This window comes from Bremerella volcania (assembly GCF_007748115.1).
GTDB lineage: Bacteria > Planctomycetota > Planctomycetia > Pirellulales > Pirellulaceae > Bremerella > Bremerella volcania.
This window is the reverse complement of sequence record NZ_CP036289.1, coordinates 6,248,628-6,274,539: the sequence shown is the minus strand read 5'-3', so window position 1 is coordinate 6,274,539 and position 25,912 is coordinate 6,248,628. Positions and strand designations below refer to the sequence as shown.

20 protein-coding genes are annotated in these 25,912 nt (G+C 56.4%); 11 read left to right on the top strand and 9 right to left on the bottom strand.

All coding sequences use genetic code 11. The annotated features are described in order from the left end of the window. Positions 1–151 precede the first annotated feature (151 nt). Positions 152–907, top strand: coding sequence for a leucine-rich repeat domain-containing protein (locus tag Pan97_RS25100; protein WP_144977642.1), 756 nt, complete (start codon positions 152–154; stop codon positions 905–907). Between the two features lie 10 nt (positions 908–917). Here the strand turns inward: Pan97_RS25100 and Pan97_RS25095 are convergent, their stop codons facing one another. The 5 genes from Pan97_RS25095 to Pan97_RS25075 all read right to left on the bottom strand — a co-directional run bounded on the left by Pan97_RS25095 (position 918) and on the right by Pan97_RS25075 (position 4,484). Next, positions 918–1,400: a SecDF P1 head subdomain-containing protein gene (locus Pan97_RS25095; RefSeq protein ID WP_144977640.1), complete on the bottom strand. Its 483-nt coding sequence runs from the start codon at positions 1,398–1,400 to the stop codon at positions 918–920. A 130-nt stretch (positions 1,401–1,530) separates the two neighbouring features. Beyond that, positions 1,531–1,995, bottom strand: a complete 465-nt coding sequence (locus tag Pan97_RS25090; protein WP_144977638.1) for a GNAT family N-acetyltransferase — start codon at positions 1,993–1,995, stop codon at positions 1,531–1,533. Between the two features lie 51 nt (positions 1,996–2,046). Continuing rightward, positions 2,047–3,225 carry a hypothetical protein gene (locus Pan97_RS25085; RefSeq protein WP_144977636.1) on the bottom strand — a complete coding sequence of 393 codons (1,179 nt, stop codon included), beginning with the start codon at positions 3,223–3,225 and terminating at the stop codon, positions 2,047–2,049. Then, positions 3,215–3,727 carry an anti-sigma factor family protein gene (locus Pan97_RS26440; protein WP_174819559.1) on the bottom strand — a complete coding sequence of 171 codons (513 nt, stop codon included), beginning with the start codon at positions 3,725–3,727 and terminating at the stop codon, positions 3,215–3,217. Before Pan97_RS26440 ends, Pan97_RS25085 begins: the two co-directional genes overlap by 11 nt. Before the next feature lie 118 nt (positions 3,728–3,845). Then, complete coding sequence (locus tag Pan97_RS25075) at positions 3,846–4,484, bottom strand: RNA polymerase sigma factor (RefSeq protein ID WP_241676340.1); 639 nt, start codon at positions 4,482–4,484, stop codon at positions 3,846–3,848. A gap of 964 nt (positions 4,485–5,448) precedes the next feature. Here Pan97_RS25075 and Pan97_RS25065 point away from each other — a divergent pair. Beyond that, complete coding sequence (locus tag Pan97_RS25065; RefSeq protein ID WP_174819558.1) at positions 5,449–7,119, top strand: DUF1549 domain-containing protein; 1,671 nt, start codon at positions 5,449–5,451, stop codon at positions 7,117–7,119. A 75-nt stretch (positions 7,120–7,194) separates the two neighbouring features. Continuing rightward, complete coding sequence (locus tag Pan97_RS25060) at positions 7,195–8,463, top strand: DUF1501 domain-containing protein (protein ID WP_144977634.1); 1,269 nt, start codon at positions 7,195–7,197, stop codon at positions 8,461–8,463. A 343-nt stretch (positions 8,464–8,806) separates the two neighbouring features. Here the strand turns inward: Pan97_RS25060 and Pan97_RS25055 are convergent, their stop codons facing one another. Both Pan97_RS25055 and Pan97_RS25050 read right to left on the bottom strand, forming a co-directional pair. Beyond that, positions 8,807–9,958 carry a GNAT family N-acetyltransferase gene (locus Pan97_RS25055; protein ID WP_144977632.1) on the bottom strand — a complete coding sequence of 384 codons (1,152 nt, stop codon included), beginning with the start codon at positions 9,956–9,958 and terminating at the stop codon, positions 8,807–8,809. A gap of 242 nt (positions 9,959–10,200) precedes the next feature. Next, positions 10,201–12,105, bottom strand: coding sequence for a protein kinase domain-containing protein (locus tag Pan97_RS25050; protein ID WP_144977630.1), 1,905 nt, complete (start codon positions 12,103–12,105; stop codon positions 10,201–10,203). Between the two features lie 388 nt (positions 12,106–12,493). On the opposite strand from Pan97_RS25050, the gene Pan97_RS25045 reads away from it, so the two are divergent. The 3 genes from Pan97_RS25045 to Pan97_RS25035 are packed head-to-tail and all read left to right on the top strand — an operon-like array spanning position 12,494 to position 17,116. After that, the gene (locus Pan97_RS25045; protein ID WP_144977628.1) at positions 12,494–13,576 is read left to right on the top strand and encodes a KpsF/GutQ family sugar-phosphate isomerase; all 1,083 of its coding nucleotides are present in this window, start codon (positions 12,494–12,496) and stop codon (positions 13,574–13,576) included. Then, positions 13,577–14,092, top strand: a complete 516-nt coding sequence (locus tag Pan97_RS25040; protein ID WP_144977626.1) for a KdsC family phosphatase — start codon at positions 13,577–13,579, stop codon at positions 14,090–14,092. A 15-nt stretch (positions 14,093–14,107) separates the two neighbouring features. Continuing rightward, a complete protein-coding gene (locus Pan97_RS25035; protein WP_144977624.1) occupies positions 14,108–17,116 on the top strand; it encodes an LptA/OstA family protein in 3,009 nt (1,002 codons plus the stop codon). Here Pan97_RS25035 and Pan97_RS25030 read toward each other — a convergent pair. Both Pan97_RS25030 and Pan97_RS25025 read right to left on the bottom strand, forming a co-directional pair. Further along, positions 17,113–18,246, bottom strand: coding sequence for an FG-GAP repeat domain-containing protein (locus tag Pan97_RS25030; RefSeq protein ID WP_165698968.1), 1,134 nt, complete (start codon positions 18,244–18,246; stop codon positions 17,113–17,115). The genes Pan97_RS25035 and Pan97_RS25030 overlap by 4 nt on opposite strands. A gap of 187 nt (positions 18,247–18,433) precedes the next feature. After that, positions 18,434–19,066, bottom strand: coding sequence for a response regulator transcription factor (locus Pan97_RS25025; RefSeq protein ID WP_144977620.1), 633 nt, complete (start codon positions 19,064–19,066; stop codon positions 18,434–18,436). Between the two features lie 488 nt (positions 19,067–19,554). On the opposite strand from Pan97_RS25025, the gene Pan97_RS25020 reads away from it, so the two are divergent. From Pan97_RS25020 to Pan97_RS25000, 5 genes are all read left to right on the top strand, one after another. Further along, positions 19,555–20,943, top strand: coding sequence for a sigma-54-dependent transcriptional regulator (locus Pan97_RS25020; RefSeq protein WP_144978656.1), 1,389 nt, complete (start codon positions 19,555–19,557; stop codon positions 20,941–20,943). 284 nt (positions 20,944–21,227) lie between these two features. Then, positions 21,228–22,412 (top strand): ADP-forming succinate--CoA ligase subunit beta, encoded by a 1,185-nt coding sequence (sucC, locus tag Pan97_RS25015; protein ID WP_144977618.1) that lies wholly within the window; start codon positions 21,228–21,230, stop codon positions 22,410–22,412. A gap of 97 nt (positions 22,413–22,509) precedes the next feature. Next, the gene (gene sucD, locus Pan97_RS25010) at positions 22,510–23,388 is read left to right on the top strand and encodes a succinate--CoA ligase subunit alpha (RefSeq protein WP_144977617.1); all 879 of its coding nucleotides are present in this window, start codon (positions 22,510–22,512) and stop codon (positions 23,386–23,388) included. A 323-nt stretch (positions 23,389–23,711) separates the two neighbouring features. Continuing rightward, positions 23,712–25,481, top strand: coding sequence for a phosphoenolpyruvate--protein phosphotransferase (ptsP, locus tag Pan97_RS25005; protein ID WP_144977615.1), 1,770 nt, complete (start codon positions 23,712–23,714; stop codon positions 25,479–25,481). Between the two features lie 146 nt (positions 25,482–25,627). After that, positions 25,628–25,840, top strand: a complete 213-nt coding sequence (locus tag Pan97_RS25000) for a hypothetical protein (protein ID WP_144977613.1) — start codon at positions 25,628–25,630, stop codon at positions 25,838–25,840. The last annotated feature ends 72 nt before the right edge of the window (positions 25,841–25,912 follow it).

Sequence of the window (25,912 nt, the reverse complement as noted above, 5' to 3'; positions counted from 1 at the left end):
CCTCCCTCGGTGCTCTCTGTGCCCTCTGTGGCAAAAATCTTCTTGAAGCCAAGTCCGATACGCGTCATAACAAAAAGACATCGACCGGCCACCCCACTACGTTTCGGTCGGCCCTTTCTGGCGTGCTACTGGCAAACCGAAGGCTTGGGTGATGTCTCTTTTCTTCATCCGATTCATGGTGATTTGTGCGATCGTCGGCGGAAGTTCCGCAACCTACGCTGGCGATCCGTCTCCGTATGACAAGCAGCAGGAAGCGATCTCGCTGATGCGTGTCAGGGGGCACGATCTGCGAATGTGGGAGTCGATCACTGGCGTCTACTGCGAACTGGAACTGTTCGACCCAGGCCCCGAGGAACTGACCGCAGTGGCCAATCTTCCGCGGCTGGTGGAACTGGAAATTCATGGCGGCAAGCTAACTCGGGCCAGCGTTCGCCAAATGGGAAAGCTTTCGCATCTCACGCGGCTGTCATTAGACGACTGCCAGTTTCCCGAGGGGAACCTGGCGTTCCTGAAGCATCTCACGTCGCTTGAGCGGCTTTACTTTCAATGCTGCAAATTCGAGGGGGCGAGTCTCTCGGAACTGGGCTCGCTCGATCGTCTCTATTACGTTCGCATCAGTGACTGCGTGCTCGAAGACAGTGGGAACCTGGTGTTTCCGGCCGAGATGCAGCGGCTCTCGCGGCTGTACGTCTACGATACGTTCGTCAATCAGTGGAGCTTCCAGCAACTAGTCGGCAGCAGCTACCTGACCTCGATCAAGTTTCAGGATGCGAAGATCACCGACGAATACTTGCGGCACGCGGCCCCTGGCGAAAACCTGGAACGCCTTCGGGTATATCACCAAATCACGCACGCCGCCGGCGAACGTTTCAAGCAGAAGTTCCCTGAGGTTCGGTTCTACTACTGAGGCCGATGGACTATTCGCCTGCAAAAATCTTGCGCGCCATCTCGAACCCGGGGTTTTGATAGTCTCCGCTAAGGACCATTGAATCCTGAATCGGAACCATGATTTGTGCGACCGCAACGACCTTGCCATTGACGACCAGGGCCAACTTGCTGGCCGTGGGTTTGCTGGTTGCCGCGAGCATCTTCTGACCGCCGCCTGGTGTCAGACTAATCTTCAGCATCGGCTGACCTGGTTGATTCGTATCGACTTGCTGGGCAATCGTGTCGATATCGTTGGTGACGATCAGCGGCGGCGTTACGAGATCGATGGGGTTACCAGTGGTGGGATCGACCGCCGTCCTGGTATTGTTTCCTGGAGCCGCTGCCACTTCATAGAGTTCAATCACCACGCCAGCTGGCACTGGAATTGGGTTGGTATTCTCGGAGGAGTTGCAGCCGAAGGTCGCACAGAGTAGTGCGGCAAACAGCACAGATGTTTTGATCGCGACCGGCATGATCGATCTCCCGTCGTGAGGGGCAGTTGTCTGAGACTTGGGATGGCGGAAAGTATTCGCACGGCATGGTGAAGTATTGCCAGAAAAAATCAAAGTTCTCAAAAAGGGCCAGCGGCAGCTTAATCGAGCGCTAAAGTTCTTTGGTCATGAAGAACTTCGTGTGTCCATGCGAGTCCCAGTTCGGGATCTGCCCGGCGACCTGGAACCCGTGCTTGAGGTAGAACTGGGGTGCCTGGTACTGCATGGTGTCGGCGTAGAGGTACTTGCAGCCCATCGCCGCGGCACGCCGCTCCGCGTCGATCAACAGGCTCGATCCAATCCCCTGGCCGCGATACGGAGGGTCGACCGCCATGATCGAGATCTTCAGCCAGGCCAGGACATGCTCGGCAATCAATCCACCGACGAGTTTGTTTTGATCCCGCGCGAGCAGGACCAGTGGTTTCGAGAAATCCGCATCGTGGGTGGCGCGTTCCATGAACGCCTGGTTGGCGTTCCAATTATATTCACGAAGCCATGTATGGACTTGGTCTACTTCCGGAGAGTCGGTTGCCGATGTGCTGGTGATATCCCACGGGAGATCTGGAGAGGATGCCATGCGTCGATTTCATCTCTGCGCGGGCTGCATCACGGCCATTTTGCCAAGCGGCTACACTTCGTCTGAAGGAGCGGGCGATTCTTCTTGTCGTGGTCGAGGAGGGCCGTCACGCATCGGAGGTGGCGGGCCATCGAATTCCGGAGGACGCGGTCCCCGTTCACGATCGCCTCGCATGCCGGGAGGCCCGCCTGGTCCACGATCACCACGCCCTTCGGGCCCGCGACCTTCCGGGTCGCGATCGTCTGGCCCCCGGCCATCTCCGCGGCGGCCGTCGCGACCATCACGTTCGTCTCGATCGCGATCCCACGGTGGTCCTGGCGGACGACCGCCAAAGAAGCGACCCCCGTTGGCTCGCATGTACTCATGACGTAGCTCGGCATCGAAACGCTCAGGCGGAAGTGCGGCGAGTTCGGCCTGACGTTTCTCCGGCAGCTTGCGGTAAAACTTCTGCAGCTGGTCATCATCCACGCGGTTCTGGAAATGGGCGAAGACAGCGGCCTGCATCAGGGCGCTTAAGAGGCCCCGTTGCCGATCTGGCGTTTCCGCCTGAAGTCGCTGCTGCGTTTCTTTGTCTAACTGAGAGGACAATTGTTGGAAGTCTTTGTCCGATGGCATGATCGCTTTCATTTCAGGGTCGCGCATGAGCCAGGCCCAGATGACGAACAGCTTGCGATCATCCGCTGCGTCTTCCAGACGCTCTTTCAGCCAGGGAACCTTATCGTAAATCTGCTGCTCGTTCGCGAGAATCTCCTCTTTATGGGCGTCGCGCCATTGATCAAACCAAATCTTGATGGCTTGGAAGTCTTCACGTTTGGGTTGAATGTCTCGGAAGGCATACCGCGTGAACTCTTCAAACTGCTTTCGCTCTTGAGAAGCGATGATCCGTTTGATCTCGGTGATTCGTTCCTCGGGTGGCAGCTCTTGCAGTTTCAGACGCTCGACCGAGCTGATCGTCTTCAGCCAGTCGTAATAGCGGTGCATCACCTCGCGCAGCTGTTCCCCGTCGGGATGCTCGTTGAGCGCCTCGTTCAAGGCAGTTCTCCGCTTGCGTTCGTCGGTCGAAAGCTTCTCGAAGCGTTCCAGCTTCAGCCGGAGTTCCGACTTGTCGGCGGCCGACATCGCTTCGATGCGGGCCACGCGCTCGGCGGTCGTTTCCTGCGAGTGACCGATCAGGGCCGTCACCAGGACGAGGGCCACGACCGTCGCGGCAGAGATTGCGTTACGATTCATCGCTGGTCTCTCCCGTGAAAAGGCCTTCTTTCCGCAGGGCTTCCAGAAATTCGATATTGTCGACACGCTCCAGTTCGTCAACGTTTTCGATGACCGTCAGGTTATCGACGAGAATGCGATCGGGGCGATTGAGCCGCCATTGGGTGAGCATGTAACCCATGCCGATCAAGGCCACGATGCCCAAAGCAATGCCTGCCTGGCGAATGATGGCGGTTCGTTTGCGCTGTTGCTCGTACTGCTGAATCTCTTGCGACGCGGCGACGGTGATCATCTCGACCGTGGTGCGGACGAACTTTTCGTCGTCGAGATCGGCTTTGGGAAGTGCGTCGAGCATATCCCAGGCGCGATCGAGGTCGTCGAGCCGGCTGCGGAACGTTTCGTCCTCGGCCAGGCGTGTTTCGACCAGCGAGCGTTCCGTATCGTCAAGCTCGTTGTCGAGATAGGCGGCCAGCAGCTCGTCCATCTCGGTCTTCGCGTCGGGATGTGCAGTGGGATCGGTCATGGCTACGTCGCTAGATAGGCGGGATAGGCCCGCTTGATCCGCTAATGTTCCTAGGTCGTCTCCAGTCCCCTCTCCCTTTCCAAGGGAGAGGGGACTGGAGAGATTTCCATCAGGATGCTTAGGGGACGGTTCCTTCTTGTAAGTAGGGTTGCAGGGCTTCTTTCAGGTTGGCCCGGGCTCGGGACAATAACGACTTGATGGCTTGAACCGACATGCCCATCGTTTCGGCGATGTCGGCGTAGCTCATCTCTTCAAATTTCGAGAGCAACACGGCCATCCGTTGTCGTTCGTTGAGGGACTCGACCGCCTGGCGGACGATCGAACCCATTTCTGATTTATCGAGTTGCCGGGTAGGCATCATGCCGCTGGCTGCCGTGGCGATACGCTCCATGGGGTCAGCCGGTTGGCTGCCTGATTGCTCGGCGGCGTTGGTGACTTGAACTTCCTTGCGACGGGCCAGGCTGCGGCGGGCGTTGCTGGCCACGTTGTTCACGATGGTGAAAAGCCATGTCGAGAACCGCGAGCCCGGCACGTACGACTTGCGCGAGCGATAAACGCGCATAAAGACGTCCTGGGCAAGGTCTTCGGCTAGATCTCGCTTCCCCACCAAGTGTTCCAACACCGTGACGACCCGGCGTTGGTATCGGAGCATCAGCTCTTCGAACGCGGCCGCGTCGTCATCGCGCACCAACAGCATGAGCCGGACATCCGGATCTTGCAGTTCGTATCTTCGGGCAGTCGATTCCGAAATCGACAAAACATCTTCTCCGCGAGCCGACGTGACAAGGACAATTCAAGGGGCAGCAGCACCCTGAAATTTCAGTCTAGGGATTGGCATCGGCAAAAACTAGCAGCCTGATCCCTTTACAAGCTACTGTAAGTCGCGTCCGCGTCGGATTCTTCATCACAAGGAGCATTCATCCTGGGGCACATTCCAACAAACCCCGATCGCCGTTCAAGGTTCTGCGAGGCCCTCGAAAGAGTGGAAGGCCTGGTCAAACGGGATCGGCTAACTCCTTTGAGATCGTGGCCCAGCGTTTCTTGGGTTAGAGCCATGCTGTCGCGCGAAGCGAGTAAGTATTTTCTTTTGGCACGCCTATTGCATATGTGTCTAGCGTCCTAACGGAAACTGAGACAGGGTCGGAACAGAGAAGAGGATCCTTGATAACAGGGGCCGGTTTTAAGAAGAGGCACACCGGTTTAGGACCTTAATCCTTTAGAGGCATTGGTTTAAGGTTGTTCCGAAAGGATGATAAGAGGCTTGAGTTGGAAGGATCTCCCCCTTCCATCCGTAATAGAACAGGCGAGTTCGTTTAACAGAGACGACTCGCCTGTTTTATTTTGCGCGTTGCAAAATTGAGCAGTGTGCAATTATGATACGCCCCGCGTGGGGGTATAGGTGCCGCGAAATGCGATATCAAATCGAAAAAACAAAATTTACGATAAAAAACACCACTTTTGATAGGCCGGAATAATCTACTCGAATTCCGCAGAATATAAGAGTGATCCCGCATCTTGTCCGCTGGCGGGGAAAAACTCCCAGAAAACCCTCCGATTCCGGAAATTCAACGAGTACATTCATAGTACACGCACGTTTATCCAGGTTGAGTTACGGCATTCTTGCAATGTCTAGTCAGGATAGTAGCTCACAATGGACAGACCTAACTCGTTACGCACGAGGGCTTTTCGCCGTCCATTTTTAGTCGCAGAGAGGTATCCCCATGTCGCGCTGGCAATTTCTTCCCGTTACGTTCGGCGTCGTGCTCGCAATGGCCGCGGGCTTGAGTGCCGCTGATAAAGCTGAAGATTACGGCATCCCACAGGTTGCCACGATCAACGAGAAGATTCGTCTCGGTTGGGAAGACTATGGAATCTCGCCATCTCCCGAAGAGATCGACACTGTTTGGGCACGTCGCCTGTTCCTTGATGTCCTGGGACGCGTTCCTTCGGTCGACGAATTGAATGAGTTTCAGCGTGATCGCGGCAAGGACAAGAAGAAGAATCTGGTCGACAAGCTCCTCTACGACGAGCAATACACCGAAGAATATGCCCGCAACTGGACCACCATTTGGACCAACATCCTGATTGGTCGTAACGGCGGTACTGACAACAACTCGCAGATCAGCCGCCCTGGGATGCAAAAGTACCTACGGGATAGCTTCGCTCGAAACAAGCCATACGACCAAATAGTCAAAGAACTGGTGACCGCTACCGGTGCCAACACGCCTGGCATGCCCAACTTCAACGGTGCCGTCAACTTCTACATGGACAAGTTGGAAGAAGATGGCGTTCAGGCGACCGCCAAGACGGCCCAGATTTTCCTCGGTATGCAGGTTCAGTGTACCCAGTGCCACAACCATCCATTCAACGAATGGAAGCAGGAAAAGTTCTGGAACATGAACGCGTTCTTCCGTCAAACGCGTGCTCAACGTGGTCAGATGCCTGCTGGTGGCGACGATAACATGCGAGCGATGACGCTCAACAACGTCGACTTCATGGGAGAAGGCCGCAACATCAACAATGCCGAAATTTACTACGAACTGCGTAACGGCCTGCTGAAGGTCGCTTATCCAGAATTTCTGGATGGTCAGAAGATCCCCACCAGTGGTCGTGTTTCGGAAGTCAACCGTCGCGATGAACTGGCGAAGTTCATCATCGACTCCGAGAACCTGCCCGAAGCGATCGCCAACCGTTACTGGGGTCACTTCCTCGGTTACGGCTTCACGAAGCCTGTCGACGACATGGGCCCCCACAATCGCCCCACCCATCCGGAACTGGTCACCTACCTGGGTGAGCAAGTTCGTGGTAACAGTTTCAACCTGAAGGACTTGATCCGCTGGATCACCCTGAGCGAAGCGTATGGTCTTTCCAGCAAGATCACCAAGGGGAATGCCCTGGACGATCCGACCGTCGGCGAACCGCCGAAGTTCAGCCACTTCTACCTGCGTCAGATGCAGGCCGAACAGCTGTACGAATCGCTGCTGGTCGCCACCGAGGCTCACAAGACTCGCGGCAATTACGAAGCTCAGGAAAAGAAGAAGAGCGAATGGATGCAGCAGTTTGTCACCGCCTTCGGAACCGATGAAGGGGACGAAGCGACGACGTTCAACGGCACTATTCCTCAGGCCCTGATGATGTTCAATGGCGACCTGGTCATGGACGCCGTCAGCACGAAGCAAGGCAGCTTCATCCACCGCATGGCCGCGGAAGGTCGCGATGGTAAGGAAGCAATCAATCACTTGTACATGGCAACGGTGGCTCGCCGCCCAACGCGAAACGAGCTGCAGGCCGCTAACTACCTCATTGGTGTTCACAAGGGAGACATGGCCAAGGCCATGCAAGACGTCTTCTGGGCTCTCTTGAACAGCAACGAGTTTATTTTGAATCACTAATCTGTCGACGTACTCCAACCCAGTAACAATACCGCTGGCCCGAGTCGTCGGGCGCATCAAACAAGGAACTTTATTATGAGTTTTGCTCCACAGGGGATGACCCGACGTCACTTCATGTCGCACATGGCTGGCGCATCGGCCATGATCGCTCCCTCGTTGATGATGGGAAGCGCTATCCAGGCCAATGCTCAAGACCTGAAGAAGCGTGGCAAGAGCTGCATCATGCTTTGGATGGGCGGCGGTCCTAGCACGATGGACATCTGGGATCTTAAGCCAGGTACCAACACCGGTGGTCCTTTCCGTCCGATCAGCACCAAGGGTGACCTGCAAATCAGCGAGCACATGCCGCTGACTGCCAAGGTGATGGACAACCTCTCGGTCGTTCGCTCGATGAGCACCCGCGAAGCGGATCACGGTCGCGGCCGTTACTACATGCACACCGGTTACGTGCCCAATCCGAACATCGAACACCCCAGCTACGGTTCGGTGATCGCTCACGAACTGGCCAGCGACCACAATGAATTGGAAATCCCACCGTTCGTTTCGGTTGGTGGTGGTAGCGTCGGCCCAGGCTTCTTGGGGATGTCGTGGGCACCGTTCACCGTCAGCAGCAATGGCCAGGTTCGTAACCTGGGCATGAAGGGCTGGGGAGATGAAACCCTGCAAAGCCGCCTGGAAATGCTGCGTTTGATCGAAGGTGGCTTCGTCAACCAGAACCGCGGTCCGGCTGCCCTGGATCACGCCAAGATTCTGGACAAGACGGTCAAGCTGATGACCAGCGATCAGATGAAGGCCTTCAAGGTTATGGAAGAACCAGAAGAAATGAAGGAACTGTACGGTAACGATGGCTTCGGCCGTGGTTGCTTGCTGGCTCGCCGTCTGGTGGAAGCTGGCGTTCCATTCATCGAAGTCGATCTGGGCGGTTGGGACAACCACCAGAACATCTTCAACACGTTGTCCGACAACAAGCTGCCGGTCCTCGACCGTGCGATGAGTGCGTTGGTAACCGACCTGAAGCAACGCGGTCTGCTGGAAAGCACCACGATCGTGTGGATGGGTGAGTTCAGCCGTACGCCACGCATCAACGGCAACACCGGTCGCGATCACTGGGCTCGCAGCTGGAGCACCGTGGTCGGTGGTGGTGGCATCAACGGCGGTATCGCGGTTGGTGAAACCAGCTCGGATGGTACTCGCGTGGAAACCGAACCATACAGCTCGGAAGACCTGATGGCCACCGTTTGCCGTGCGATGGGTATCTCGCTTGATACCACGTTCACCAGCAAGAGCGGTCGTCCGATGAAGATCGCCAATGGCGGTAAGGTGATTAAGGAATTGATCGCCTAAAAAAAGGCGAAATATTTTTCGCAGAGCGGGAACAATTTCGATGCCTCACTGCGAACTCCTTATTAGCCAAGCAAAATGAACCTTTCAGAGCCCACTTTCTGGAAGGAATCGCCTGACGAAAACTAACCCGTCAGGCACATAATCCAACGAAGCGCGACGGTCGAAAGCCCCTGATTACCTCGTGGTAGTAAAGACTTTCGACCGTGTTTCGTTTCTTGAGGCGCAATCAGCGCTGCACGGATCAATCGATTTTCTGAGATGATTCGCATGCTATTAATTACGCTGCAAGCGATCAAGAAATCTCGATAAGTTTCGTCAGCAAATCTGAAGAAGTGTTGCTAGCTTAGAGAGGACCTTGTTTCTCTTCCAAGGCCGTTCGCAGGCGTCCTGTCTTACGGTCGTGACAGGTTTGAAGCCAATGCTTCAGGCGAAGAATCTGGGCTCGAGGGGCCAGCATGGGGTAGTGGGTCATGCGGCCAACGGTCGCGATTCGCGTCATCCAGCGCCGCTTCGCCTCGAAGGAACCGGGGCCCATGTCGAGCGACTTGTCACCACGCTCAAAACTATCGCGGATCAGGATGGCCGTCAGGGCCGTACCGAGCCCATGTTCGCGAGCTTCGGGCGCATCGCCGCGACGCAGACCGAAGATGTGGCCATCGGAGCAGTAGTTATAGCAGAAGCCGATTGGCTTGCAGTCGAGGTAAAGCATCGCCAGGTCGAGCATGCCCAGTTCGGTCGCGGCGACATGACAGTCTTTGATGTACCGTCGAATCGGTCGATGGGAAATAGTTGTCCCGGTGGTCGAGTGTCCCTGCCAACTCTTTTCGGCGATCGATGTGGCCTGATTGTAAAGGTCCCAGCGAGGGTTGCAGTCCCCCGCCGCTTTTCCCAAAGGACGGTATCGTTCGAGGTGAATGCGGCCGGGCTGATCGAACTTCTTGAGTTTGCGACGAATATCACTGCGCAGTTTGGGGCTACGCGATCGCAGGTAATCATCCCAAGACCCTTCAAAGTCAATAAAGACCGTTTCCTTCCAGACGCCTGGGTTGGGTGTGTAGCCGGCCTCGGTCATTGCATCGCTGGTCAGATTGACCTCCAGGTCTTCCTCGGCAAGCCAACGCAGGTCGATCATGTCCCAGTTGCGGGGCGTCATCTGGACATGCTGTAGGGCACGTCGGAGCGTCTCGTGAGGGTTCTCGGCGAGGACGCTGAAGTGGGTACCCCAATCGGCAAGTGGGTAGGTCAGCACACGCAATTTGCCCAGGCGCGTCGGTTCTTTGACCACGACAAACGGTACCACGCCGACCAGGCGCTCTCCGTCGAGAACCAGCAGCACGCGCAGCAGTTTGCCTTCGCCAAAGTGTTTCCAATAGATCTGCAGCCACTCGAGCGTTTGAAAGAACGTCGCGCCCGGTGTCGATTCCCACAGTCGATGCCAATTGCATCGCACGTAGGATAGATCCTGGGTTTCGTTGATTTCCAAAACGCGGAGCATTCCGGCGTGGTCCTAACCTGAGGGTAAATAGCGGTAAACGCTCCGCATGCGAAACGTAGCTTGGCTCACTTGAAACTTAAGCCGAGAAACCAATCGGGGCCGCTAGATGGTTACGGTAATCCCCACGCCAGAGAGAGGGGGTTGGCGTCAGAATCATTACAGCCGGTATAAAAGCCAAAGGCCTGTCGAACGCATGTTTCGACAGGCCTTTGCCTGGGAATTATTCGCTGCGTGACTTGCGGTTAAAGCTCGGACGAATCGCCAGAGAAGCCTGGGTTCACGGGAAACAAAGGTGCTCGTTTCACGGGCTTCTCTTCAATCGGGCCAGCTTCCGGCGAAGCCGTTTCCGAAAGGTCGATCTCGCTGGTGGAAGGCGCCGCATCGGATGCTGGATCCGTCACAGGAGTTGGCATCACCGGCCCTGCGTCGGCCGGCGCTTCGGCCGAATTCAGGTCCGGCTTACGAACTTCCTGCGGGGTATCGGTTTCCTGAGCGACCTTGGTCTTGGCCGAGTTTCCTTCCTTCGTGGCCGACATCGAGATCGGCTTGGCAAGCTCGCTCTTGGCGAGTTCCACGGCACCGGCCCCGTCAGGCGACTCTTGATACAACGAAACGATTCGGCGGAAGATCTCGCGACCTCTCTTCACGTCGCCTGAAACGGTCATCTCTTCGGCCTGAAGGACGAAGTCATTGAGTGACGAGTTCTGAACCTTGCCGGTGACTCGCAAGTGCTGCAGTCGATTGATCTCTCGCTTGGCGATCAAATGATAAGGGCGGTTGTCGACCGTCTCCGGCAGTTCTTCCAGAATCATGTCATACTGATGCCAGGCTCCCAGGTGATTGCCATTTTCTTCCAAGCCCCGAGCATTCGCCAGGCGGCGTTCGGCATCGCTGCGGAACTCGCGACCCATGCGCAGACTGATCGCCAGGCGAGCTTCGGCGCGTTCCATTTGAATCATGTCGAGCCAGTTTTGCGCCTCGTCGGCGTACTCGCTATCAGGGTAACGCTCTAGCAGGGGCTGAATGTAATTAGTCTCGGCCTCACGCCACTTGGTCGTGTCGTCGGTGAGCATCAACGGTTCGGCTCGTGCGTAAAGCTGGGCATCGTTAAGTGGTCGAAGCAACCAAACCAGTGCTCCGATCACCACGATCAATGCTAGTCCCAGGAAGATTCGGCTGTTGAAGAACGACCCCCGTTCGTGACTCACGGGCTTGTGGAGCAGCTTCTCGGCTTCGCTGCGGTCGATACCGATGTCGATGATGCTCTCGCGGCCGTTGTTGCCGACCAAGGCATGCTCGATCGCACTCATGCCGCGAGCCACCGCGTCTTGGGATTCGCGCAGGCCAGCCGCGACCGAATCGATGTCGGGCGGACGGCGATCGGGCATGATTTCGATCATCCGCATGATGACCCGATCGAGCCACACGGGGCAATCGAGTTCCAACGACGCCGGCCGTTCAGGCAGTTTCCATCGCTCGTCGCCGGAGGCCAACGGATTGAAGGGCAGCTTGCCGGTGATCATCTCATAGAAGACGCATCCCAGCGAGAAGATGTCGGTGGCATCATCGACGTACTGGGGATCTTCAAACTGCTCAGGCGAAAGGTACTGTTGGCGATCTTTCGGGAATAGCAGCAGCGACGATCGCCGCCAGCGTGGGTCGGCCCAGAAGCTGGTCAGCTGAACGGTCAGCGGCTTGCGTGGATCGGTCAATCCGGCACCGGAAAGCAAAATATGAGCCGGTCGAACATCCAAGTGGTGAATGTTCATGTGATGCGATGCTGCCAGGGCGGCACATACCTGCAGTCCAATCTCGACCACGGTTTCCCACGGAAGGGGACCGTGCTGTTCGAGATACTGCTGAAGGCTGATCCCATCGACGAAGTCGAGAGCGAAGAACGGAATCCCCTGATCGATCCCCGCCCCGTGATAACGCACGATGTTGGGATGATTCAACTTCATCAACTGACGACTACGCTTCTCGAGCCGTTGTCGTGCCCGAGGATTTTCAGCGTATCGTTCAGGCAGAATGCAAACGACCGCTTGACGTTTTTGTTTGAGATGAAAGCCATGAAATACATGACTGTCAGGGTCGTTGCCGAGGCGGTTCTCCAGGGCAAACGGACCTAACTTGGATAGCTCTATCATCGATCGTTCCCTCAAATCGGTTGGGCATGCGAGGGGGGTCGCAATCTACTTTGACGCGCGCGCTCAGCGTGTAGTTCGCCTCTTCTGCCAAAAGGTTAAACACTGCAAACCCCAAGCCAGATTCGAAGAAAATGCCCCGATGACCGCGCTGTTCGATATAAGCTGTTATGGTCACTATACTTCTTACCGCAAAAATTCTCGTATCGAACTTGACTAATATTTCTTACGTGCTGTCGATCTGAGACGTCTTGTCTCAAAATGAGGCAAATTTCGCCTCACCTGGTTTCTGTTGAGGCATTTGAGCAAAAGCCGTAGAATCGCCCCGCTTGGGTTGTCTCCGTAGACCCAGGCCACGTTACCAATGACCAAGTCAAGGAAGACACGTGTCATGAGTTCTCTCATTCGCAGGGACGAGATCGCCGCACCTCGATCTCGCTGGATCGAGCAAGGGCAAGCCGCCATTCGGCACGAAGCCGACGTGATGCTGCGCGTGGCCCAGTCGCTGGACGATCGTTTTGCCAGCGCTGTTGAAATGATTTTGAACTGCCGCGGCGATGTGATCGTTAGTGGGATCGGCAAAGCAGGTCACGTCGGGACGAAGCTGGCGGCGACGTTTGCTTCGACCGGTACACGCAGTCATTTCCTGCATCCGGCGGAAGCGATCCATGGCGATCTTGGCCGCGTTGGTGAACAAGACGTCGTGCTGATGCTTTCGCAAAGTGGTGAAACGGAAGAAGTCGTGCGGTTGCTGCCGATCTTACAAGGTCTCGGTGCGACGCTCATCGCGATGACCTCTTCAGCGGAAAATACACTCGGCAAAGCGGCATCGGTGGTGCTGGAACTCGGTGGCATTATCGAAGCCTGCCCGCTTAATCTCGCCCCAACAGCCAGCACGGCGGCGATGCTGGCGCTGGGAGACGCGCTGGCAATCACGGTGAGCGAGCATCGCGGCTTTCGCCCGGAAGACTTTGCCCGTTATCACCCCGGCGGAAGTCTCGGTCGCAAGTTGGCGTTGGTGGAAGAAAAGATGCGTCCACTTGCGCAGTGCCGTGTGGCATCCGACCAGCTATCGATTCGCGAAGTCTTTCAGAAGGTTCGCGTGCACGGTCGTCGTACCGGGGCGGTCATGTTGATCGATGCCGATGGACGATTGTCCGGCATCTTTACCGATAGCGACCTGGCCCGTTTGTTCGAGCGGGATGACATGGTCGACATCAACGCGTCGATTTCCACGGTCATGACGACGCGTCCCAAGACAACGACCGCTGGCACCCGCTTTCAGGCAGCTCTGCATCGCCTGGCGAACGAAAAGATCAGCGAATTGCCGGTGATCGATGCCCAGGGGCGTCCACTTGGTATGTTGGATGTGACGGATATGGTGGGTCAGGTTCCCTGCGATGCCGCCGAGGAACCAGCCGTGCGGCCCACTTTGAAGATCCGTTATCCGAACCAAGACGAGCGAGGGGCGTAGATGAATCTGGAACAGCGATGCCAGGCAGTTGAACTGTTGTTGACCGATGTCGACGGCGTGCTGACCGACGGCGGCGTGATATTGAACAACGAAGGAGTCGAGTCGAAGCAGTTCCATATTCGGGACGGACTTGGCTTTAAACTATGGCGTCAGGCCGGCTTCAAATGCGGCTTGATCACGGGACGCAATTCCCAGGTCGTGCGTCTGCGTGCTCAAGAATTGAGCATGGACATCGTCCGGCAAGGAATCACCGACAAAGCGACGGTGGCTCAAGAGGTGCTCAAGAAGTTTGACCTCAAGCCCGAACAACTGGCCTTCGTCGGAGACGATTTGATCGATCTCGGAGTGATTCGTCTGGCAGGTCTGGGGATTGCGGTTGCTGACGCGGTGGAAGAGGTAAAGGAAGCCGCCGACTACGTGACCAAGACGCCTGGCGGCAAAGGAGCGATTCGCGAGGTGATCGAGGTCATCCTCAAAGCGAAGAAAGTCTGGAACGACATCATCCACACTTATTAAGCATGGAAGCGAGATTTGACGGCAGCCATTCAACAAGACACGTGGCACCCCCCAACGCTCATCGGGCAGGCCGTGCACGTCGTGGTCGTATTTGGCGTGATGGTGGCGATCGCCGTCACTTATCAGATGACGTTTGTTCCCTGGATCGAGCCGACGATCAAAGAAAACGACACCACGGCCGTCCCTACCGTCGACTTTCTGGGGCAGCAGAAACAAAAACTGGCACTCTACTTCTCGCCGCGCAGTTGGCAGCTTGGTTCGACGAAAGTTCTCGAGAGCAACAACATCATGCTCTTGATGAAAGACTTTCACGAAGTGGGAGAGAATCGCCTGGAGTTGGAACCGCTGACGATCATCGCCTTCGAGAACGATGCCGAGCAGGACAAGTGGGATAAACCGGTTGTCATCTTGAATGCGGAAAAGGCTATTCTGCAGTTCTCGGAACTGAACCTGGCATTTGGGAAGATCGGTGACCTGGTGGGTGGGCAGTTGCTGGGCAACGTGCAGATCACACGCAAGAGTGCCGATGGACATCACGAACCGCTAAACGTGCTGACCTCCGACGTGATGCTGGCTTCCAATCGGATTGAAACCAAAAGAGACGTCCAGTTCCAAATGGGTAAGCACCAGGGAAGCGGACGCCACCTGATCGCGCAGTTTGAGGAAGGCCCCAATCGTGGTCAACAGAAGGGGCCGAACATCTCAGGCCTTTCCATTCTGGAACTGGTTCATGTCGACCGGATCGTCCTTTCGACTGAAGGTCGCGGGCTGCTAGGCAATGCGGCCGAGATCCCCGGCATGCGCGAGCAATCGAGCCAGATGTATGCTTCGGCACCGGTTGAGATCCGCTGCCTGGGGCCGTTCGTCTTCGATGGTTCGCACCGGGTGGCGACCTTTCGCGATCAAGTCCAAGTACGTCGCTTGGTTGCTTCCGGCGTGACCGATCAACTGGAAGCCGACCTCTTGGAGGTTCACTTCCAGAAAGAAGCCCCTGCCGCACCGCTTGAGCAAACCGCGGCAGCCTACCAAGAGGGGGACCCGGAATCGCAAACCGCCAAGCTGAAGATGCAGCGCCTGGTGGCGGTCGGAAATCCGTTTCGTTTGTCGGCCACCAGCGTTTCGGCGAATGCCGAAGGGGGGCAGTTGATTTATGACCTGGTCAAGAAACGGATCGAAGTCAAAGGAAGTCCCAACGCGATCCTCACCAAGGATAAGTATCGCTGCGAGTCGCCTCACCTGATGTATGAACTGGGGGACAACCCAAGCCACTTGGGACGCGTCTGGTCGGCTGGTCCCGGGGTCTTCACCGGCAACTTGAACGACAAAGATCCGAACGAAACGAGTCGGCTTTCGTGGCAGGACCAGTTTCGGATAGAACCACAAAACGGAGAGTATGCCGTTGCGGTGGAAGGCAACGCGACGGTTTCGGTCGACAAGAAGGGACAAATCTCTGGCGACAAGCTGTTCGTCTTCCTGCAAGACGTGACCCCGCCAGGGGAAAAGAAACAGAAGCTCATCCCCAGTCGGCTGCACGGCACGGGACGCATCTCGATCGATACGCCCCAACTGGTCGGGCGCACGAATGAGATCAAGACATGGTTTCAATTCGACGGGCCCCAAGTTGCCCAGGGGAACGAGCCTGGCAAGCTGCCAATCGGGCCGGCACCGGGCGCGCCCGGCACACCCATGAGCGGCACACCTCAACAGCAGCCGGGACAAACGCAAACTGCCGCAGAGAAGCCAACCCGGTTCCGTCTCTCCGGCGAAACGATTCAATTGGTCGTTCGCTTTGATGGGCAGAAGTCGTACCTCGATTCGGCTCAGATCTCGGGACAAGTGCAAATGGCTGAGATGCCGGAAGGGGAAGGTCTGGTCGATCCCTTCATGGTCCGGGGCAACGTCGTGCAGCTGTTGAACGCGACCGAAAACAACGCGGAAATTCACGTTACCGGCGAACCGGCCGTTGTTTCGGGACGTGGTCTGATCATGCGAAGTGGTCGCCTACGCGTGAACCAGCTGCAAGGACGCATCTGGACCGATGGCCCCGGCACGCTCGAGTTTCCTTTGGAACGCGACTTCCAGGGACGCAAGCTGGCGGTGCCGGAGTACTTCAACGTGCAGTGGCAAGGAGGGCTCGAAGCCCAACACGATCAGATCACGTTCGATCGGGCCGTCAAAATCCAGGGACGTCAAAGCCATCTGAACACGGCTCGCCTGACGATCACCTTGAACCGTCCGATCAGCTTTACCGATACCAGCGCCAACAAGGCCTTGAGCGCCAAACGCGTGGAATGTTCCGGGGGCGTGCAGTTGTACAATCGCAACGTCGAACTGGGCGTTCTCAAGTCGGTGGATCAATTCGAAGGGAAGACTTTGTCCATCAATCAAGAGACCGGCGACATTCAGGCGCAAGGTCCCGGGACGGCCAAGACGGTCATGTTGGGCAGTCCCAACGCTCAGATTCCTGGGCAACCAGCACCGATGAAGCCTGTCGATGAGAAGCAGCTCACGTTTCTGCGTGTCGACTTCGTCAGTCATATCAGCGGCAATGTGCATCGCAAAGAGGTCACGTTCCACAAGGTCGACCGTGCCTACTATGGCCCTGTGAAGTCGTGGGACGACGAGATTGATCTGCAGAACCCAGTCGCGATGAATGCTACCGACGTCACGCTTCGCTGCGACCAATTGACCGTGGTTCAGCATGATAAGCAATCAGGCCTCAGCGGCGGCGAGATCCTGGCGATGGGCAATAGCGAAGTTCAAGGAAAGATGTTCAGTGCCTGGGCCGACCGCATCAGCTATTCGACCGATAAACACCTGTTGACGATGACTGGCAACGGACGCAACGCGGCGCAATTGATTCACCAGCAGCGGATCGGCGGTTCGCGGCAGACGTTGACAGCCGGAAAGATTCAGTACTGGCCTGAAACCAGAAAGTTCCAGGTCGACGACGGCAAGTCGATCGACGTCTCGGGCGAGCGGCCCAGTGGCGTCAACATTCCGAAAATCCCCGGCCTGCGTTAACGCGTCGGGTTCTCGTACCAGATAACACCCAGGTTGTCGCGTTCCTCACAGGTCAGCACATCCAGGTCGCCATCTCCATCGAGATCGATCAGCTGAAGAAGATCAAACTTGATGCCTTCCTCGGTTCCACTAATCGTGTGGGCGATCCACTCCCCTTCTCTCTTCTGCATCCACATCACGCCGTGCTTTTTGCCGGAATTGCCACAGCTGATGACCAGATTATTTTGCCCATCGAGATTGACGTCGGCGACGCGAACGGACTTGCCGGTGCCGGTGTTTGCCGGCATGAGGATTTCGATTTGCTCGAAGACCGGATCGCTGCCGGTGCGGCGCAGCCATAGGATCGTATCGCCATAGGTCGTGCACACCACGTCACGATGCCCATCCTGATCGAGGTCGGCTGCGTCGAGGAACATCACTTCGTGGCCGGCTCCACCGATCAGATTCGGCGTCTGCGATCGTTTTTCGCGGGACAGGTCGATCCAGTAAACGCCCCGCTGCTTTCCTTTGCGGTCGCTAAAGAGGAGATCGGCCTGGCCGTCCTGGTTGATGTCTTCCGACACGAGGGACATGATCCAGCCGGCATCGGTCAGCTTGTGCCAACTCCATGTGGCCGCAACATCCTGGCGAAAGATGCCCACCGCGCCATTGGGTGCTTTCGAACCAGCGATCAATTCCGGGTCCCTTCCCTTTTCAATCTGCCAGGGGAGCGCGAACATCCAGCGCGATTGATTCTCGGAAGCTGCGATCGGTTGCGTTTTCCAGGCATTTGGCCGTAGATAGTCTTCTGGGTTCGTGGGAGCCAGGTGCACGAAGACCGTTTGCTGCTTTCCCTCGCACGACGAGACCACATCGAAAGTTCCGTCGCCGTTGACGTCCATGAAGACGGCATCTTCGGGGCTCTTTACCTTGCCGACCGTCACGGCTGGCCAGGGCTTTTTGACGTTTGCATGACCTGGATGCAGATATGCCCGGATGACGCTCCCCTCTTCCCATCCGGTGCATAAATCGGGCAGGCCATCGCCGTTGACGTCTTGCGGCCGCACGCCATCAGCGCCCCGTGATGTGTTATCGATCGTATGTCGCTTCCACGGCTCGTCTGCGCTTAACGTGCCCAAGAGTGACAACACGATAGCAATTATAGCGGTGCGCGGAACAGGCATGATGAAACCTGGAGGTGGAAGGTGAGATGAATCGCGGCAAGATCTGCACAGTACTTCACCTCAGGCCCTGCGTCCAGGATTTACCGAGGGCGCATAAAAAACCCTGCCGGGATTGCAGCAGGGTAGGCTTAAGCCGAACGAAGCGGGGCGGTTGTTAGACGAGCCCCTGACGTACGGCCCAGACTGCGGCCTGGGTACGGTCGGTGACGTCAACCTTGCGCAGAATGTTCTGCACGTGTTCCTTGACCGTTTCGATGCTAATGCTTAGCGAGCGACCAATTTCACGATTGCTGAGACCCAGAGCCAGGTGCCGAAGCACTTGCATTTCGCGATTGGTTAAAGGGAACTCGCTGTTCTTGGCATCATGACGCTTGGCCATGGTGCCTTTGACGCGCGACATGACGCTTCCCTCAGGCTGCTTGCCACCGCTAGCAGCGTTGTGGATCGCATTAATGATCATTTCGCGAGGCGAACCCTTCAGGACGTAATCGACTGCGCCCAAAGCAACGCCACGTGCGACGTAAGTTGGGTTGTCGTAAGTGCTGAGCATAACGACCGGCGTGCCGGGTGCGTCGGACTGTAGCTTTTCCAGAGCAGCTAAGCCGTCCATTTCCGGCATGCGGATATCCATGAGAACAACATCAGGCTTATGCTGGAGTGCCTTCTCTACGGCATCATTTCCATCAACAGCTTCCCCGACGACTTCAATATCGGTACCTCGGAAGAGACACGCTAAGCCGCTGCGAACGACTTCATGATCGTCGACAACCAACACATTAATGGACATAAGAACCTTTCACACTGAAACGAGGGTGGTTGATGTGAGCGGCTTCTCGGAGCAGTATTCCCCACCCGGTGCGAGTCAGACGCTTTTTTTGAAAACGCCAAAAATCTCGCTAACTGCATATCCGCGATAACCTTGCGTTTATCGACGCTGCCTTGTCCCCATATTAACCCCCAGTGAAGGCATTACCAGTGTGGTTGCCCGTGATGTGCCCCTTTTTGCGATGTTCCGCACCCGCTAGACGTAGTAAATCTAGGGCTTTTCAGAACTTTTAAGGGGGGAATTGCCGCCTATCCGAAGGGTGTGTTTTTCCACGGCGGGATATCAGGTCACGTCGGGGGGTGTCTACAAATTGCCACATTGTTTTGACCAGGGTGAATGCGTGACCTAGATAAATAGATAGATGTGGAGAATTTGCGACACGTGTTGTCTCGCAGAAGCTCTCCCCCCAATTGAGAGATAGAATCAGAACGTTTTCCCTGGATATTCCCATCATGAATCAAGCTCAACTGCTGCTGATTGACGACGACCGCCATGTCTTGGAATCGATGGGAAGTTGGCTGCGCGAAATCGGTTATGCAGTCGATCAGGCCTCCAACCTGAATCAAGCGATCGCCCTGATCGATGATCGCCCGTACGACCTGATCCTGGCCGATGTCCGTTTGGGAGACGAAGATGGCTTTGATGTGTTGCGACATTGCCACACCCATCACCCGGGTACCACAGTGATCATGATTACCGGTTACGGAACCGTGGAAACCGGGATCGAGGCCCTCAGGGCTGGTGCTTTCGACCTGCTGACGAAACCGTTGATCGACGAAGAACTGGAAATGGCCATCCAGCGGGCACTCTCGCAACAAAAGGTAATGCAGGAGAATCAGCAATTAAAGCAGCAGCTCGATTTGCGATTCGGACTGGAAAATATTATTGGCCATGATCACCGAATGTTACGCATTTTCGACATGGTCGACAGCGTCGCCGACACGCGCGCCACCGTTTTGATCACCGGTGAAAGCGGAACCGGTAAATCGCTGCTGGCTCGGGCCATCCATCGCCGCAGCAATCGCCGCGACCAACCGTTCATCGAAGTGGCCTGTGGTGCGTTGCCGGAAAACCTGCTCGAGAGCGAACTGTTCGGTCACGTGGCCGGTTCGTTCACCGGTGCTACTGGAAATAAGGTCGGTAAGTTCAAAGCGGCCGACAAGGGAACGATCTTCCTCGACGAAATCGGTACCGCACCGCTCAGCATGCAGGTCAAACTGCTTCGCGTGCTGCAGGAACTGCAGTTTGAGCCAGTGGGCGGAACGGAAACTGAAACGATCGATACGCGTGTCGTTTTGGCAACCAACGAAAACCTGGCCAACCTGGTCGATCGTGGTGAATTCCGTCAGGACCTGTTCTACCGGGTGAACGTCATCAACCTGGAACTACCTCCGCTACGGGAACGCATCTCGGATATTCCGCGTCTGGCCGATCACTTCCTGGCGGAAGTTTGCCAAGACACCGGCCGCCGCGTGCATGGTTTCTCAAGCGAAGCAGTTGCCGCCTTGCAGCGTTACAAATGGCCGGGCAACGTTCGAGAACTGCAAAACGTGGTCGAACGAGCCGTGCTACTTAGCAAGCACGACGAGATCACGCCAGACGACATGCCATCGTCGATCGCCTCAGGCGCCCCGGTCTCGGTCAACCGAAGCACTGGGACCTCATTGAAGGAAGCCCTGGAAGGCCCCGAGCGCCAGATTATCCGCGAGGTGCTGGAATCAAACGGCTGGAACCGCAATGAAACGGCCGATCAGTTGGGCATCAACCGCACGACGCTGTATAAGAAGATGAAAAAGCTTGGCCTGGAAGAAATGGCTGGGCAGCGGTCGGGGATGTAATGCCGATTTCGGTAAAGATGTTTTCTTATCGATAAAAACTTTTGGTTGCCCGATTCGCTCGGAAGCGGGCACCGATTATCAGTTCTCGTGCAGTCGGGTACCCATCGCTGGCACAAGCGCACATTTCCCCATTAGTTGGCCTAATCCCACACTCTTAATCTGGGCCTTTTCAGGGGTTCCTGCGACGTTTTAGTGCTTCCCCTCTGGTTGACCCTCTTTTTCCCGCAGTCGTATAATCCGGCTTTTCCTGCTCGACCGTTGCGAATTCCATCTGGAAGAAGTCGATGAAGATTCATGAGTTCCAGGCGAAGGAAATTCTTCGCCAAGCCGGGGTTGCTGTACCCCGCAGCATTGTTGCCAAGACCGCTGAACAGGCGAGTGCCGCTTTCACCGAACTGGGTGGTAAGATCGCCGTGGTGAAGGCCCAGATCCACGCCGGTGGTCGCGGTAAAGGAACCGTGAAGGACAACGCCGACCAGCGCGGTGTGCAATTGGTGAAGTCGGCCGAAGAAGCCGCCACCGTCGCCAAGAACCTGCTGGGTAAGGAACTGGTCACGATTCAGACCGGTCCAGAAGGCAAGCAGGTCAACCAGGTGTTGGTCGAAGAAGGTTGCGACATCGCTCGCGAACTGTATCTGGGCATCGTGCTCGACCGAGCCGCCAAGCTGCCGGTTCTGATGATGTCGAGCGAAGGTGGTACCGAGATCGAAGAAGTCGCCGCCGAGACGCCTGAGAAGATCTTTAAAGAACATTTCAATCCGGCCCTGGGACCGCAAAGCTACCAGATACGCAAGCTGTGCAAAAAGCTGGGCATCGAAGGTCCGGCTGCCCGCGCCGCTGAGAAGTTCATCAAGGGGCTCTGCAAGGTTTACGTCGACACCGACTGTGCCCTGGCTGAAATCAACCCGCTGGTCATCACCGGCGACGGCGGCATGATCGCCCTGGATTGCAAGATGACCTTCGACGAGAACGCCATGTTCCGTCACAAGGATCTGGCCGAACTGCGTGACCTTTCCGAAGAGGAGCCTGCCGAAGTGCGTGCCGGCAACACGGGCCTCAGCTACGTGAAGCTCGACGGCAACATCGGCTGCCTGGTCAACGGCGCCGGTCTAGCGATGAGCACGATGGACATCATCAAGCTGCACGGCGGCGAGCCAGCCAACTTCCTGGACGTCGGTGGCGGTGCCAACGTCGATCAGGTGACCGAGGCGTTCAGCATTCTGCTGGACGACAAGAACGTGAAGGCCGTGCTGGTGAATATCTTCGGCGGCATCATGCGTTGCACGACGATCGCCGGTGCACTTTTGGAAGCTTACAAGAAGCTCGACTTCAACGTCCCGCTCGTGGTTCGCTTGGAAGGAACCGAAGTCGAAGAAGGCCGCAAGATGCTGGCTGACTCAGGTATCGACATCATCATCGCCGACGGTCTGACCGATGCTGCGAAGAAGGTAGTAGCCACAGTCGCTTAGCGGCAAGTGTGAAGTGTTCAGTTTTCAGTCGCAAGAAAACTGACGCTGCGTCCCGGAATCTTGCTGAAAACTGAACACCGAAAACTGAAAACTAATTATGAGTATCCTCGTCAACAAAGACACCAAAGTCATTTGTCAGGGCATCACCGGTAAGGTCGGCGAGTTCCATACCAAGGGCTGCAAGGAATACGGCACCAAGATGGTCGGCGGCGTCACGCCGGGCAAAGGGGGCCAAACGGTGGAAGGCCTGCCGGTCTGGGACACCGTGGAAGAAGCGGTCAACGAAACGGGCGCCAACGCCACGATGATCTTCGTGCCGCCTCCGTTCACGGCCGATGCCATTCTGGAAGCGGTCGACGCCGGTATCGAAGTGATCTGTGCGATCACCGAAGGGGTACCGGTCCTCGACATGGTTCCCGTTTACGAAACCGTCAAGAAGAGCAAGTCGGTCCTTATCGGTCCGAACTGCCCTGGCGTGATTACGCCGGAAGAATGCAAGATCGGCATCATGCCGGGTTATATTCACAAGAAGGGTCCTGTCGGCGTGATGAGCCGCAGTGGTACGCTGACCTACGAAGCCGTTTGGCAGCTGACCAACCTGGGTCTGGGCCAGTCGACCTGCGTCGGCCTGGGTGGTGACCCGATCGTAGGTACGTCGTTCATCGACCTGCTGGAAATGTACCAGAACGATGGCGATACCGAAGCGATCATGATGATGGGCGAAATTGGTGGTACGGCCGAAGAAGAAGCCGCCGCCTACATCAAGGAAAACGTGACCAAGCCGGTCGCCGCTTTCATCGCCGGTCGTACGGCCCCTCCTGGCAAGCGTATGGGTCACGCGGGTGCGATCATTAGCGGCGGCAAGGGAACGGCCGATGAAAAGTTCGCCGCCCTGCGAGCTGCCGGCGTCGAAATCGCCGAAAGCCCTGCCGACATGGGTACCGCGCTCAAGCGTGCGATTGAGAACCACAAGTAAGCTTGTGTCTTGCGTTCAACAAAGAAGCCCACTGGAAGCAGTGGGCTTTTTTTATGTGCGGTCACCGCGCAATCGAAAGTGCCGTTTGCGCAACAAGCAGTAGACATCCCCCATCCGCGTGTGACAGATTGTCGGGGATCATTTTCCCATCTACTGCGTAGAGATAATCAAGCGTTAAATCCAACTACGGGTTCAGTAGCGGATTGCGCGCCTTTATGTCCTGTTTAGTTGCGGTCCTGCCGCACATCGACGGTCGGACTGCTATAATACCCCGTCAGGCGGACCTTCCCACAGGCTTACAGAGAGAGACCATCGTGTCGGGAATGGAAAAAGGACTAGCAGTCTCCCCAGGCGTTTCGATTGGGGTGGCGTACTGCATTTTAGAGATCTTCGTGAATCCCGATCGCAAGCGATTGGAAAAGCACGAAGTGCAGAAGGAGCTTGCGCGGTATGAACAGGCTTGCGAACGTACGGCCGTCGATTTAGCGGCGCTGCAGTCCAAGGTCGAGAAGCAGATCGGCAAAAACGAAGGCGCGATTTTCGCCGTCCACCAAACCATTCTGCGCGATCCTGCATTCACCAATAAAGTTCGGCACTGGATTGTCGAAGAGCACCTGACCGCTTCGGCGGCGCTGCATCGATTGATGGAGCAGTACACGGAAGTCTTCTCGAAGACCGGCGACGAATACCTTCAAGAGCGTCTGAACGATATTCGCGACGTGGTCGTCCGCTTGAGTGCATACCTATCCGACGTCTTGAACGACGCCGAAGAGTCGGGGCTGAGTGGTCCCCTGATCGTCGTCGCCGACGAACTACTCCCTTCCCAGGCCGTCGCTTTGGGGGAAGCGGACGTGCGGGGCATCGTGACCCAAGCCGGTAGCCAGACGAGCCACGCGGCGCTGATTGCCCGTAGCCGCGGAATTCCGGCGGTAAGTGGTGTCTCGGGGATCCTGCGCAAAGTGAAGACAGGCGACACGGTCGTCGTTAATGGCAGCGAAGGGATCGTTTCGATCAATCCCGAGCCGGAAGAACTGGCCGCTTATCGCAAGCTGGAACGCGAGTTTTTCCATCTGAAAGATCAACTGGCCGCCAATCGGCATCACCCTGCCGTCACGCGCGATGGGATGCCGCTGAAGCTGCTCGCGAATATCAACAACGTCAAAGACGTCGAAGCGGCCGCGGCGATGGGAGCCGCCGGTGTGGGGTTGTACCGCACCGAGTACCTCTACCTGACGCACGAAAATGTGCCGGACGAAGACGAGCAGTACGAAGTTTACAAAGAGATTCTGCAGAAGTCGCCCCACAAGTACGTAACGATTCGTACGCTCGATATTGGCGGGGACAAAACGGTCGCCTACTTGGGGCACAACCATAACGAGGCGAACCCCTTCATGGGTTGGCGAAGCATTCGGCTCTCGTTCGAGCACCCCGAGTTTTTCCTCTCGCAGCTACGCGCGATCATGCGATGTGCGGCCGAACTGCCAGAGGGAAGCGACGGGGAAGTGAACATGCTCTTCCCCATGATTACCAATGTCGAGGAGATGCGTAAAGCGAATCACTTGGTTCGCAAGGCCGAGAAGTCGCTCGACGAACGAGGCGTACCACGCGGGAAGGTCAAAGTGGGCATGATGCTCGAAGTGCCTGCCGCCGCGGTCTGCATCCATCACCTGCTGGAACTGGTCGACTTCGTTTCGATTGGGTCGAATGACCTGGTGCAGTACTTGACCGCGGCCGACCGCGACAATCCGAAGGTGAGCGGCCTATGTCAGCCCCTTTCGCCGGCCGTGGTCATGACGCTCAAGAACGTGATCGAGGCCTGTAACCAGGTCAAAAAGCCAGTCACGCTTTGCGGTGAAATGGCCGGCCAACCACGTGCTTTTCTCCTGCTTCTGGGGATGGGGCTAAGAAGCTTCAGCATGAGCCCTGCGTTTATCCCCACCATCAAGGAGTTGGCAATTCTGACGACGATCGAGCACGCCGAGCGCGTTGTTCAAAAAGTGATCGACATGAAAACAACCAACCAGGTAAAACGCTTTTTGCGGATGGAATTAGAAGCAATTTCACCTGAATTGGCTCGTTTGGACACGGAATAAGCCGTCGGAGTGATTCTGGTATCGATTTTGCAATGTAGGGCGAATGGATAATTCAGTGAATTTGCACAGGGTTGACTGGCTTTGTGCGAATGTCAGGCTAGACTTTCGCGTCGCTGGACAAGATCGATAGATAGAAAGGTTTCACGATGACTCCAACAGCACGAAAAAACATTCTCTGCAGCATGGCCCTGGTCGCCGCAATTTGGTTTGGCTTCCAAGCCAATAACGTACACGGCATGACCCGCGCCGAATACCGATCCCACATCCGTTCGATGGATATCACCGAGCGTCCAAACCGCTTTGGTCACTTTTACGGCAACAACGTCCGCCGCGTCCATCACTGGCGCCACGGTCGTTAATCGAACCGTACGACCAAGCTGAAGCTACACAAATGGCTGCTTCCTGCTGGGAAGCAGCCATTTGTCTTTTCT